General features: G+C 50.4%; 17 protein-coding genes. 1 reads left to right on the plus strand and 16 read right to left on the minus strand.

The features are described 5' to 3' along the window. Positions 1–176 precede the first annotated feature (176 nt). From AC4ED1_RS10600 to AC4ED1_RS10640, 9 genes are read right to left on the minus strand one after another with little or no spacing between them, the layout of a single operon-like run. A complete protein-coding gene (locus tag AC4ED1_RS10600; RefSeq protein ID WP_490938384.1) occupies positions 177–524 on the minus strand; it encodes a hypothetical protein in 348 nt (115 codons plus the stop codon). A gap of 1 nt (position 525) precedes the next feature. Continuing rightward, a complete protein-coding gene (locus AC4ED1_RS10605) occupies positions 526–1,368 on the minus strand; it encodes a hypothetical protein (protein ID WP_490938386.1) in 843 nt (280 codons plus the stop codon). An 18-nt stretch (positions 1,369–1,386) separates the two neighbouring features. Continuing rightward, positions 1,387–2,037 carry a hypothetical protein gene (locus AC4ED1_RS10610; RefSeq protein WP_490938597.1) on the minus strand — a complete coding sequence of 217 codons (651 nt, stop codon included), beginning with the start codon at positions 2,035–2,037 and terminating at the stop codon, positions 1,387–1,389. Next, positions 2,027–3,121, minus strand: a complete 1,095-nt coding sequence (locus AC4ED1_RS10615; protein ID WP_490938388.1) for a baseplate J/gp47 family protein — start codon at positions 3,119–3,121, stop codon at positions 2,027–2,029. Before AC4ED1_RS10615 ends, AC4ED1_RS10610 begins: the two co-directional genes overlap by 11 nt. After that, complete coding sequence (locus AC4ED1_RS10620; protein ID WP_490938389.1) at positions 3,114–3,494, minus strand: hypothetical protein; 381 nt, start codon at positions 3,492–3,494, stop codon at positions 3,114–3,116. The genes AC4ED1_RS10615 and AC4ED1_RS10620 overlap by 8 nt, the downstream gene beginning before the upstream one ends. 10 nt (positions 3,495–3,504) lie before the next feature. Continuing rightward, positions 3,505–3,717, minus strand: a complete 213-nt coding sequence (locus AC4ED1_RS10625; protein ID WP_490938390.1) for a hypothetical protein — start codon at positions 3,715–3,717, stop codon at positions 3,505–3,507. 11 nt (positions 3,718–3,728) lie between these two features. Beyond that, a complete protein-coding gene (locus tag AC4ED1_RS10630) occupies positions 3,729–4,781 on the minus strand; it encodes a phage late control D family protein (RefSeq protein ID WP_490938391.1) in 1,053 nt (350 codons plus the stop codon). Between the two features lie 15 nt (positions 4,782–4,796). Continuing rightward, positions 4,797–5,495 carry a LysM peptidoglycan-binding domain-containing protein gene (locus AC4ED1_RS10635; protein ID WP_490938392.1) on the minus strand — a complete coding sequence of 233 codons (699 nt, stop codon included), beginning with the start codon at positions 5,493–5,495 and terminating at the stop codon, positions 4,797–4,799. A gap of 18 nt (positions 5,496–5,513) precedes the next feature. Further along, positions 5,514–7,988 (minus strand): phage tail tape measure protein, encoded by a 2,475-nt coding sequence (locus AC4ED1_RS10640; protein WP_490938393.1) that lies wholly within the window; start codon positions 7,986–7,988, stop codon positions 5,514–5,516. A 49-nt stretch (positions 7,989–8,037) separates the two neighbouring features. Between AC4ED1_RS10640 and AC4ED1_RS10645 the strand changes: the two genes are divergently transcribed. Next, positions 8,038–8,220: a hypothetical protein gene (locus tag AC4ED1_RS10645; protein ID WP_490938394.1), complete on the plus strand. Its 183-nt coding sequence runs from the start codon at positions 8,038–8,040 to the stop codon at positions 8,218–8,220. Between the two features lie 132 nt (positions 8,221–8,352). Here AC4ED1_RS10645 and AC4ED1_RS10650 read toward each other — a convergent pair whose 3' ends face one another. From AC4ED1_RS10650 to AC4ED1_RS10680, 7 genes are read right to left on the minus strand one after another with little or no spacing between them, the layout of a single operon-like run. Then, the gene (locus tag AC4ED1_RS10650; protein WP_490938395.1) at positions 8,353–8,730 is read right to left on the minus strand and encodes a hypothetical protein; all 378 of its coding nucleotides are present in this window, start codon (positions 8,728–8,730) and stop codon (positions 8,353–8,355) included. Positions 8,731–8,758: 28 nt separating this feature from the next. After that, positions 8,759–9,193, minus strand: a complete 435-nt coding sequence (locus AC4ED1_RS10655) for a hypothetical protein (RefSeq protein WP_490938396.1) — start codon at positions 9,191–9,193, stop codon at positions 8,759–8,761. Beyond that, positions 9,186–9,458, minus strand: a complete 273-nt coding sequence (locus AC4ED1_RS10660; RefSeq protein ID WP_490938397.1) for a 4Fe-4S dicluster domain-containing protein — start codon at positions 9,456–9,458, stop codon at positions 9,186–9,188. The genes AC4ED1_RS10655 and AC4ED1_RS10660 overlap by 8 nt, the downstream gene beginning before the upstream one ends. A 13-nt stretch (positions 9,459–9,471) precedes the next feature. After that, on the minus strand, positions 9,472–10,893 hold the full coding sequence (locus AC4ED1_RS10665; RefSeq protein ID WP_490938398.1) for a phage tail sheath C-terminal domain-containing protein: 1,422 nt from the start codon (positions 10,891–10,893) through the stop codon (positions 9,472–9,474). A 31-nt stretch (positions 10,894–10,924) separates the two neighbouring features. Continuing rightward, entirely contained in the window at positions 10,925–11,356 is a 432-nt protein-coding gene (locus AC4ED1_RS10670) for a hypothetical protein (protein WP_490938400.1), read from the minus strand. Then, positions 11,353–11,940, minus strand: a complete 588-nt coding sequence (locus tag AC4ED1_RS10675) for a phage virion morphogenesis protein (RefSeq protein WP_490938402.1) — start codon at positions 11,938–11,940, stop codon at positions 11,353–11,355. The genes AC4ED1_RS10670 and AC4ED1_RS10675 overlap by 4 nt, the downstream gene beginning before the upstream one ends. After that, positions 11,937–12,365 carry a phage protein Gp36 family protein gene (locus tag AC4ED1_RS10680; RefSeq protein ID WP_490938404.1) on the minus strand — a complete coding sequence of 143 codons (429 nt, stop codon included), beginning with the start codon at positions 12,363–12,365 and terminating at the stop codon, positions 11,937–11,939. The genes AC4ED1_RS10675 and AC4ED1_RS10680 overlap by 4 nt, the downstream gene beginning before the upstream one ends. Between the last annotated feature and the right edge of the window lies 1 nt (position 12,366).

Below are 12,366 nucleotides of genomic sequence, written 5' to 3' on the forward strand. Positions count from 1 at the left end.
TCCGATCGTCAGCTTTCTAGCTAGGAGAAAACTTTGCGGTACAGGGTAGGTCGTAGGTGACTCCGGATTATACGTGAGATCACTGTAGCTTTTTAGCGGATCAACTAAAGTTTTATAGATGCTGGCCAACACACCGCTGTCCCCGCTTTCAGAAACCATTGGAAACTCCCAAGCCATTATGTCCTCACCGCCCCTGAAATGGTTAATGTGATTGCTCCTGCGGTTCCCTGTACAGCCGAAATGAAGTCACCCACGTACATCGGGACCGAAAACGGCAACTCCGTGGTGGTGTTGCCCTGAACCGTAACATTTGCAAGAATTCTGTTTGTGTTACCTGCAGATTGACCAGCAGGAACGATCGAAACTGACAGTGTAACTGGACCGGAAGAGGTGTTGCACACCACAATCTCGGTTATCGTGACCCTTTTTACAGGATTTCCGCCGAATGTGTTGGGAACCGTATAGACGGTTACCTCGGCGGTTCCTGGCTGCCCCTGATAAAGACGTTCCTCTGAGTACGCCATTTTAGATCCTCACCCCCATCAAGCGGATACATGATAGATCATCAAGTACGGGCGTTGGAATTGCCCCTATCTGTTCTGCGGTAACTCTGTGCGGGTTGTCGGTTCGGCTGGCATGGCTATCAACCTTTGCTTGTGCTCCGGCAGGCGTTTCCGCTCCTATTTGTGCGGCTGTCACGCCGTGTGGATTGTCAGTCCTGGAAACATGTTCATGTAGTTCATTACTGAACGCATACTGTGGATGGGGGTTACTTGCCGTTTTGTGAGCGTCCAGAGCCGTCTGTAAATCTGCTGACTTAGTGACTGTCGGACGTTTATCCGTCAGTTTGGTGTTTACGATGCTTACAGCATCAGCTTCGACCAAAACCTCTTTCAGACAAATCCAACCTGCAGGAACAGGAGGGGGAACCGGCGATCCAGAGACAGAACCTGTCACTACCTGCAGAACTACCTTTCCGAGCCGATCTTTCGGCTGTGGAGCCCCTCCCAGGTATCGGTTGCCGGTCGCCGGATCGATAAAGTTTAGGATTTGTTCGTTAGTGTCTAAAGTAGCGTACTGGGCGCAGACCAGATCGATCCGGTTCCCCAATGAAGGCGCTGCTTGAAGAGTAACGATAGCAGGTTCCAGTAAGACACCTTGGTTCCCGTCTTGGTAAATAGTCCCCGGTTCAACCGTCAAACTCATACTGGCCGGGTTTGTCGCAACAACATTTAGTCCCACAACTACAGGTTCACTTGTAATAAGGTCTTTTATGAGTTGGCGAAACGCAGCTTCAGTATAATCCTGAATATCCTTGATATCTGCGGCAGTCCCCAGTTCATAGTCATAAATCAATTTTTTATCCATCCTCAGTCCTCCCGGAAATCAGATAATCGCTACATAAATCGTTACACCGGCAACGCGAACCGAATTTATGGCGTCGTAGATATCTCTGTCACTAATGGAATTCTTAGAATCACCCCTTTTCCCCCAGAATCCAAAATTCCAGAACCATTTAGCCCAAAAACTCGTACCGCTACCATCGCTATTCAAAGTGATTCTAGGACGTCGAACTGTAACAAAAACGGTAAACGGTTCTCCGGTAGAAAATCTGGTTGAATTCCAGTGAGAGTAAGACCAATAGAATCCATCTCGGATGGGTTCAAAAATCTCAACCGGCGGCATTCCGGTAAGATCAAAAATAACTCTTTCTATTGCCTTTCGGGTTCCTCGTCTACGAAGAACTTCACGTTTAATCCTTGTACGAAAAATCTCATCCTCTTCGTTTGGTAGGCGGCGAAGGCGGACTAAATCCCACCCCCACTGATCCAGAAGTCGGTCGGTTGCATCGTTAAGGTACAACTGCATTTTTGCGTTCTCAATTATCAGGCGAAAAGCTGCCAACACCCCTGCAACAGCCCAAAGGATCGAATAAAGGACTCCTCCCGGCTGTAAAGACTTCTCTGCATCGATCCATTCTTTAGGTATCCGACCCATTAAATCAGAGAAGTAATTCATCTGTGTTTTAGGCTGCATTGACAACCACCAACTCCTCATACGTCCGGATCGTTTCGATAGACTCTGGCTGAATATCATCAATCGGCGCGATCACTTTGACGTTGTCAACGGCCCGATCTTTCCAGACCTCGGCGTAAACTGCAGCTACCTTGAGAGAGTCACCCATTCCAAGGCTATTTACCATATCGACAAGCGACTTACGCACTCTTGCGGAAACTATGTCTAATGGTTCCAAAGGATTTCCTTGGCGATCTCGTTTGACTAGGATGTTCACATATAGACTTTCCGATCTCAGTGTAGCTGCTGTGACCTGAAGTCCAGTCCCATGTGCTCTATATTCTTCATCGAGATGCTGAAAGACGGCCGCGATGAGAGTGGTGCTTGCGCTTCCTGAACCATCGTCGATAAAAAGTTTGCTCCATCCTCGTTCCGGGTCATTTTCGATTAAGAAAGCTCTCTTTACTCCTGGAACCTCTAAAGCACCCGTAATCAGAGATCTTGGAGTGGCCCTTGCAAGGGATCGAATAAAATTTGGGAACCGGTTCTTGAAATCATCGTCACTTTCCGGATCAAGTCCACCTCCAAATCCGTCAGGATGGACCTTCACAGATTCCACCCCAGGAATGGCTAGGCCTACCAATTTCAATGGTGTTCCACCTGCCAGATCCCCTGTACGTCCTACCTTCACCGCTTCGGCAGGAACAGTCACTGAAGTCCACCCGATTGGGAGGAGAGTTTCCTGAAGTGTGACAATCTCAATTCCTTCTTCACTGACAATTTTTGTTCCAGCAGGAATTGTCTGACCACCAATAGGGGAGGGGGTTGACCGCTCAAAGATGACGCTGCCTTTTGATTTTCTCCCCGGTTTTCTGTAAAAATCAAAATCAGCCAAGCGTTTGTCCAGAAATTCTCCGTGAGATTTTTTGATATAAAAGAGATCCAGCATTCCTCGAATCAGCTCACTGAGTTCATGGAATGAAACAGCAATCGAAAAAAGTATCTGCCTAGCCACCGAGAAGGGACGGAAATCAGTTATGCTGCCCCCGGCTTTTATCACTCCATCAATTAATCCCTGAAGAATCTGCTGGAAGGTCTTAAACACTTCGCTCCACCTCCCAGATCAAGGTGCCTGTTTGGCCCGTTATCAATTGATAAAGGATCATAAACCGCGCACGCCGTTCTTCCGGAAAAATCTCTCCGGTGACCCATAATTCAGAGATTCTGTCTTCCGTCCGCAGACACTCCTTGATTTCCGCGATGGCCTTATACTTCCAATCCTCACTCATGTTTTCGGACAGCATGTCCCAAACTCCGTTACCTTCTCCCGGATGTCCAAACAGACCATTTTTCCGGGTGTTTAGTCGACGGAGGATGGCCAGATGGACATTTTTATCTTCACTGATCAACGCCAGATCCCGCGTCCCGGTCAACCCGAGATCCCCGTCAGACAGCAATAAATCCGTTCCTAGCCTCATCATGATCACCTCACAGCTTAACGGTTACAGCCCCATCATTGACATCCCCATTTATAAAAACGACCAGAACTGTGCAGCCTTCTTCAAGATCATCCATTAAATGAGTGGCCACCGGAATCATATCGGTTTCGAATCCCAACAGCGGCAAATATACTCTGGCCTTGGCCTGCAACCGGTCAAGAGATGTCAATATACCGGAGTGTGGGAATGTGCTCCCGGCCATTGTCATGCCTCCTACATTTTTTTAGTTTGGTAATCGTACAAGTCTTGACGATATTGGTGCGCGTTTTCCGGACGCAGATTCGTGATGTCCAGATCACAGTAGTACCCTTGTTTGCTGTAATCGTGAACAACCTGGTCGATGTAATAACCACCATCAAAGCGACCAGCCTCCTGGACTTTCACTGCTGCCTCCGCATAATACCAGGGACTTCCCTTCACCTTGACTTTGCCGGTCACAACAGCGCGGGACAGTTCCTTCAGCCGCTTTTGGGCAATGGAGGTTGCTTCCTCACGAGTTTTGATGTTGCTGACATGAAGGATTCGTTCTTTGACCTGTCCCATCGCTTGGATAAGAAAATCATCCTGGGCGCTGCCTTCAATCAGCTGCTTATCACGATAGTGCCGAACTGTGACCTTGTTGATGACCCCTACGGAAGAGTCATCAAATTCGATAGAACAATTTTTCTTCGTTCCAGAGCAAATCAGGGTTTTGACCGGCTTTTCATCATCACCGCTGCGAGGACCAAAATATAGTTCTTCGTCCTTGGAAACATAGGCGACGAACCCTTCCCGATCAGCCGCCCCCTGTAACGTTTCCCATTCCTTCTTGCTTTGGAACAGTTCTCTTGGAAGGATGGACGTCGTGCGCGTGACCCGTGGCGTCAATCCGTATTTTTCCGCCATCATTTCCGCGATGTCGGATGAAGTGATGTTCTGGTATGCAATACTAAACTCCGTATCCAGCATCGGGGCGGAGAAGTCCCGACCGATGATCGTGACCGTACTCTCGGAACCAAAGTTAGGCCTGACGCCGTCAATTTTTCCGGTGAACAAATGCACCAAATCATTTTGAGTCCAGATGTTCGGATCTTTGACGTACCCCAGCCAGATTCGGACTTTTTGCTCTTTCCGCAGCCAATCACTGAGAAAATACTGATTCCGGAGTTTTATGTCGAAGGAATCCGCCGCGAGGTACAAAGTGTTTTCGAGTCTGACGGAAACAACATCCGCTGGTTTGACGGCTACTCCGTCTACTTCTACCCATGCACGTGAGGAACCGTCCATATCCGGAACCACCTCCTATGAAAGATCCGCTGCATAACCAAGATCGTCTCCTCCACCCCCATCGATTCGAGCCAGCCCGGTTTCTGACAAAGCGTTTTGTAGCTGTGCATTTTCGCTGTCACGGTTCTTTTTCCATGCCGTGACAGCATCAGGACTCGGGATATTAAGCACCTGTCCAGGATAAATTCTTTCAAGGTTCACACCTGGATTGACTGTTGATAGGGCAGGCCAGTTCCATCCGGCACCGAGAAACTTTTCCGAAATCCCCCAGGCTGTGTCACCCTGGACCACCGTGTAGGTTTTCATCAGAGAAACGTCGTTGATGGCCGAAGATGTGACAGCGACATTTGCCGCTGTGGCAAAAGGCGGATTCGGGTCCACCACAAGATCAAGGTTGTATTCCACCCGATCCGACCGGATCACCTTAAAAGAGAACTTCCGTATGCGAACCATCGAGTTCATCTCGCCCCATACAAGGCGAACAGGCTGTCCTGATTCTTTTATAGCTTGGATTGCATTCGTCTGATCTGGGTAGGCGTTCTCCCCATCCAAAACACCAGAAAAGGAGATGATTTTCTCATCCGGTCCCATGTCCTGGTAGTCTGGAACCGCCCCCGGAATATCCAGTTTCGCTATGACCCGTCCTGTATCGATCGATACTTCTCTGCGGGGTGCCAGTGCGAAAGCAAAATCTCCAATATGCATAGTTGGCATCGTTCACGCCTCCATCTGTCAATTAAACGAAGGGTCGATCCGGGCAATTCGAGAGAGCCTGTATTTTTCAGGTGTTTGGGTTTTGGCCACTTCATCAGCCACACCTTTTGGATCGGTTGACTGAATATGATAGATGTTCTGCACATGGATCGTAGTCGAGTAGTTCCCGAATCCAACGAACGGGTCGGAGGCACCTGTGCCAGCGGCCAGCGGCAATGGATCACGAATACCGCCGGTTAGAATAATCCCCCCGCTGGCGTAGGGTTTTACTCCCAAGATCCGACCTACCTGCTCATATAGAGACAGAGCACGCGACCGCCACCCTCCGCCTAAAGGGATGATGGCCTCCGGCCCAGCCTCACCAACCAGTCCAAAGTGCGGGCTGGTTATAAACCCACCCGCTGCGTAAGCTGGTACATCGGTTGTCACAGAATCGGTCGACAAGGTAACGGTGGCTGATTTTTTCGATCCGAAAAACGACTTGATCTTCTCAAAGACGACTTTGATCTTTTCCCAAACCCCCATAACCAAATCCCGAAACCCGAGGAAATTGGTTTTCCACGCCGCCACACCGCCAGCAATAGCTGCTGTCACACCGGCTATGATCCAGCCGACGGGTCCCATTCCAATGAGCCAAGCCATCGCAAGCCTGCCACCAAAAAGCAAAGCCTGTACGCCAATCCTGACAAGCGTTCCGCCAAACGAGAGGAGAATTCCACCGACACGTAACAGGCCGCCTCCGAGAAAACGAATGGCCATTCCCCCGACAGACAAGGCAGTGCTGCCGAATGAAAGGAGGATACTCCCCACACGCATAAAGCCGCCACCAAGGAACCGAACGACAGAACCTCCTACAGACACCGCCGTTCCGCCCAATCTGCCAAATAATGCCGTGATTCTGGTCAACCAAGGACTCCCAAATGCCAAAGCGGACCAAAATGCCCGTAAAACACTAGACCCTTGACTGAAGTATCGGAATGTATTCCAGAAACCAACTACACTCCGGGTTCCGCCAAGTACCCATCCGGATAGACGAGCGATTCCGCCGCCAATCCCCAGAATCTGACCGAACATTCCCCCAAAGAGTATTTTCCCGGCGCCAACGGCAAGGTTAAGTCCGGCAACGGCGCCAAGGGTTTTCAGGATGGCGGCAGTCAATTCCGGATGAGCTTTCGTCCAAGTGGTCACCCGTTCGACCACATCAGACAAGTCCTTGACCCCTTTGGTAAGCATGTCAAGCAGCGGGGTTCCGGCTGTCGTCTTTAAGGTATCAAGGCTCCCGGTAAACTCTTCCCATTTCGCGTTAAACGTCTTTTGCTGTTCGGCGATGCGGTCATTGAGACTCATTTGCCTGTTCAACGCACCGTTCACTTCTTCGAAGGAACCCTTACCTTCCTGAACCAGGGCCAACATTGCCCGCCCGCCTTCAACGCCAAAGATCTTGTCGAAGGCCATCTGGGCTGCATCCGCTCTCATTCCCTTTGTTTTTTCGCGAAGGATCTGGATGATATCCGCAAGAGGTTTCAGCTTTCCGGACTCGTCATGAAAGAGATCCTTTCCGGCTAACCCAAGCGCCGACATACCTTCTTTTCTTTTTTTCAAATCTTCTTTAGTCAGTTGCGCCAATCCCAACTCTTGCATCACTTTTGCGCTTTCCTTGGTGTGAGGTGCCAGACGCCGGAGAGCATCAGCTAAGTTTGTACCGGCTGTACTGCCGTCAAGTCCCCGGTTGTTTAATACACCGAGTGCGACAGCGGTGTCCCTGTAAGAGACACCTAACATCGCAGCCGCGCCTGCTGCATATTTAAAACCAATTTGCAGATCGGCCAGGCTCGCCGTAGAAGCGGCATCGGTGCGAGCCAAAACATCAGCCAAGTCAAGCATTTTTTCGCCGCTCAAGTTATAGGCGTTCCCGATCTTCACCATCGCTTCCGCCGATGATTCCGGTGCTACCTTGGCAGCTTGGGCCAATTTAATGGCAGCTTCGGCTCCACCCGATAGGACGGTTTGAACGTCCATGCCGCCTTTAAGAAGCGTTAAGTTCGCTTGGGCGGCTTCAAGCGCACTAAAACGGGTTTCCTGACCGAGCTTCAAAGAAAGGTCCCCGACTTTCTTCAAGATGTTCTGCCGTTCCTCAAGTGCCACATTGGCATCATAGGTAGCGACTTCGATCTCTTTCATGACATCTTGGAAGTCACCGGCGGACTTGACGACTTGCTTCGGAATCTCGGCTATAGCAAGGCCGGTCGCAAACTGCGCACCGCCTTTGACCTGCCAGGACCCCATTTTGTCCTGAAGGGATTTCATCTGTTCTTTGACTTTGTTTAGACCGGAACTCCATCGGGCGAAAGGGTCTTGACCGCCGACATTCTGGGAGACTTGCTTCACCACTTTTTCGATACTTCGAAGACCGCTCTCCGCACTTCGAAAAACCGGGCTAAATCGATCCACCGCCGTCAGTACCATAGCGATTTGGAGATTATCAAAAGCCATCGCGCTTTCCCTCCTTTCGTAGTAAAATGAAAAGTAGGAGGTGTTCGGGATGAAACTCTGGCTGCTTTTGGCTATGGTTTTAGCGGTTCCGTTTATTTATCTTCTCTCAGTGCCTTTAGGGGTCTTTGTCAGTGTGAGTTTCGGGTTCTCCGAAACCTTGGCGGTTTGGAGCCTGGTCGCGATCATCTCCTTGGTTATCTGGACAAAAGCAAAAGAACACTTCCTGCACTGAAACAAACAGGGGCTTCTTCAACGAGAAGCCCTTTTTACGTGTCCTTTAATTGTTCTTCAATTTTCTCCCGGAGCCAAAGAAAGGAGTTCCAAAGCGCTTCTCTCTCCAGATCCGACATCCGTTTCCACTCATTTAAATCCGGGGTGCCGTGGAGGGCGCGAACGATTTGGACCCATCGGTAGAGGTCGAGCTGCCCCGCAAAAAACGGGCGGCCTCTTTTGCTTTTTCCCGTTTCTCCTCTGTAATTCCAAACAGTTCAGCCCACACAATCCCATAAAACTCGATATCTTCTTCGTCCCAATTATCGAATGTAAACTTGAACGTGTCATTAACAGGTTGGCCATCTACTTCCGTAACACAGATCGCCTTTAAGTACATGTCCAGCTTCAGACTGACAACAATCATGTTGTCACCGGTGATTTGATCGAGAACCTGCGCCCGATCTCGTCCCTCCGGACGGCGGAACTTAATTTTCTTTCCACTTGGCAGCGTCAGTTCATAGGTTTGCATAATGCCCCTCCTCAAAAAATCTCACAAATTAAATTCGTTCAATGCCTTCACAGACGAAATCCAAGTCCTCCGACAGAACCCCTTTTCCTTGCTTGGCTTGGACGCCCAGTTTTTTGAACTTCACGTCCAGGAGCCGGTACCGGCCTTGATAGCCTTTTTCCGGTGCGTTGATGGTACATGTCAAAGTGAAGCGTGGAGAAGGAGGAATGCGGGTTCCCCTTTTCAAACTGTTGGACCCCCAGATTTTTTGAAGCAAGTCGAGATCCTGGTGCCCGCGTTTGACCTTCCCAGAAAGTTTGATCTGTCCGTCCAGGTTACGGGCAATCCGTTCGCCGAGTTCCAGGTATTCCTCAGTGTCTTCGTCAATGGTGAACTCCACTTCCTGATAGTTGCCCGTAATAACCGGGCCGCTGGGTCCGGTCAGCATGGTCGAAACGTCAAACCCTTGAATCGGATCAGCCATGTGCAATCACCCCCGGTGCAAGAGATAAGAGATTGACTGGACATTTGGGGATACATGCTCCGCATCCCACACAACTTTCCGTCACTTCGATGGTACCCTTGACAATTTTCAGAGCCTCCACTGGACAACTGTTGACGCACACACCGCACCCAGGACACCCATCTTCAACCAATAGCAACTTCATTGACACTTTGACGGTTCTGTCAGCAGTACTTGGGGAATCACTTCTGACAGCTTGTTTTTTGTCTGTTTCATTGCTCCCCATATTTACCACTCCTTTACGATGCCGGATTTCCGACAATTCGCTCTACATAGTGGTCGATGAAGTCGGCTGCATAGTAGGGTTTTACCCGGATCTTGGTTCGTGTGATTCTGGACTCAACGATTTCCGGCGGATTGATCGTCGCGTCGCAAATAGTCGGCTGGAAGTCCGCAATCTCGTTATTGTCCTTCATCCGCTTCAGAATCATATCGATCTGATCCGCCATTGCTTGCCACATTTCCGGAGTCGGATTCTCAGACTCAGCCCATTGGGTGCCGTCGTAGACTTCCATGTCGATCTTGTCAAAGATTCGCCGGATGTTGGTTTGCGACCAAGCAGGGTCGCTGGACAAGTTGACACCGTTTCGAATCCGGAATCCCATACCCTCCTTGAGGTTGATGGGGGAGATCCGGGACAAGGTAAGAGTCTTCAATTCGGCTTCATCCAAAAATCTTTCCGTCGACAGAATACCTTGAATCTGCTTGTTCGACGGACTGTTTTGCGCAGGAAGGGCGGAAAGCACACCGGCGTAATACCCATCGGGAGCCACAAGTTCACCGGCCATCTCAACAGGCTCCACCCAGTTATAAGTCATAATTGCTCGCGCCGAATCTAAAGCCGCAGTGGTTTCGGCTGCCTGGTCAGGAGTGAGTCCTTTCTGGACATTTAAAATTGCTAACCGGTAGCCGTGACTGAGCGGAGCATTCATCGCATGTGTAATCAGGGCATTTTGGACAACGGAGGATGTCTGCTGGGCTGCTACCACCAGAGCGATCCGGTAGGGTTCAAGAACCTTCAAACCAGATCGATTCCCATTGGTATCAATAGTACCCACATAATCCGCATCAGACGCTGTTCCGTCCGCTCCGCCCGCAAGTGGGGTAGAGGCGATATTGGCCGGGATTGCGGTTGCTCCCGATGTCACCCGAACTTTACCGTACTTGAATTTGGTTGCCGTCACGCTTTCCAAGGTCAGGTTATCGATTACATTCGCCTTGGTGCCATAGGACTCAATCAATTTGAAAGTGCCGGAGGCTGTCCCAGTGGCGATGGCAACGCGGATGCTGTTTCCCCATTCTCCTGGCGAGTCTGCCTCGTAGATGATACTGTCATTTCCACTGGCGTCTTTCAGGGTGAGGGAAGCAGTTGCAATGCCCGTACCTCCAATCCGGACGACCAGTAGATCATTTGCCTGCTTGCCGTTATAACTTTGATTAAAAAATCCCTGTGCCGATAGATAGCCAGTCAAATCCTTTTTGTGTCCCCCAAAGATTTCGATGAGCTTTTCCATACTGCCAACCGATACCGGTGTATGAAGCGGCCCTTTTTCAAATGTCCCCACCAGTCCGCAGCGGGCCAACGACACGATAGGGGTGGGGCGGGGGCCGACGTTGGAGTCATCGACATCCACGCGGGGAACGATATATTCCTTGGCCATTTTTTCACTCCTTTCTCAAAATAAACCCCCACTATGACCGAAAGCGGGGGGCGTAGTAAATCGCTTGGTACTCGATTTTCGCAAAGTAGAGAACGGTCGGAGGCTTATGGTCAACCGCGTCGGCCACGGCCTCGCTGACATAGGATTCAGCCAGCAAACCACCCAGTTTACGGTCGTCAGCTGTTAGAACCAAACGTATTTCCTCGACAAGATCTTGAATTCGTGCCTCTGCTTTAGACGGATCGGCTGAAAGGGTGTAAACGTACAGGTTAAACAACCCGGTCGCCTTGTCTTTTTCACGGTCATATTCCTGATAGTTGGTTTTCTCCCAACCGACGCTCCCGCCGGTAGGAGCGTTCGGAATCAAACCGTTCACCTTGTCCCACTTCTTAATTTCGGCCAGAGCGGGGGCGCTGCCAAGAACCGAGACCAGTTTCTCGATGATTTGACTTGTCATGCTCATGATTCATTCACCATGTAGTTTTTTGTCGCCCGGATAATCGCCTTATGATCTTCCGACTGCAAAACCAGATAGGGGCGGGCCGGAATCGTAACCGACTTCACCCGGATAAACCGTCCGCCCCCCAAAGGGATGTTCAATGCCCTGCCATTGCGTGGCCGAATCACGCCCCCAAGTTGGTGGATACGAGCGTAGGGGAGGGGGGAACCCACCCGCACTTCCGTTTCTTCGGCCTGAACCACTATTGATTTCTTGAGATCCCCTTTACGGTTCAGAATTTTTCCGGAGGACGCTCCGGCAAGCGCCTGACTCCGGTATTTCGCACGCGTGATCTCTCGCTTCGCACTTTGATAACGTTTTGTTTTTTCCAATTCATCCAGCGCACGACCGCCGTAAATCTTCACGGTGATAGGGGACCATTGCCTCCACTTTGGTCGACCCTCGGACTCAAAGTTTCGCACCGATGAACCGCGAATAATCTCGCCGATAATTCTCATAAGTGGACGCATTCGCTGTCCTCTTGCGATCATCCCGTTGATCCGACTGACAACCGGCCTTAATCCTTGCTCGGAAAGATCAATTCTCACAGATCCCTCAACACCTTTTCCATTGGACTCAAACCCGGTGTGGTGGAACGCAGCGCCGGTTTTACGACAGGCTGACTTTGGTTCAGTTGAATGCCAGGCAGGTTATCAAGAGCATGGTTTTCCAGCACCCACTGAAGGTCCGCTTCCGCTCTCTTCACATAAACGGCTGCCAAAGGGGTCTGAAACTTATCCGGCATCATACTGAAGTGCTTGTCCAGCACAAAACTGGCAGCCATATCCGCACAAATCGATTTGATGATCCCCGGTACAGGTTCCGGAAGAGGAAGCTGGTACCGCATCCCTAAACGGGTATCAATCCGATCCTGGGCCTTTTGAATGAACACCTGGATGTCTATATCCGGATTGAGTTCCACGTCGATCAACCGGCAGAGGCTCTCCACGTCGGCGACGGTGCAATAGGCCATG

Source organism: Effusibacillus sp. SKA8 (assembly GCF_058273125.1).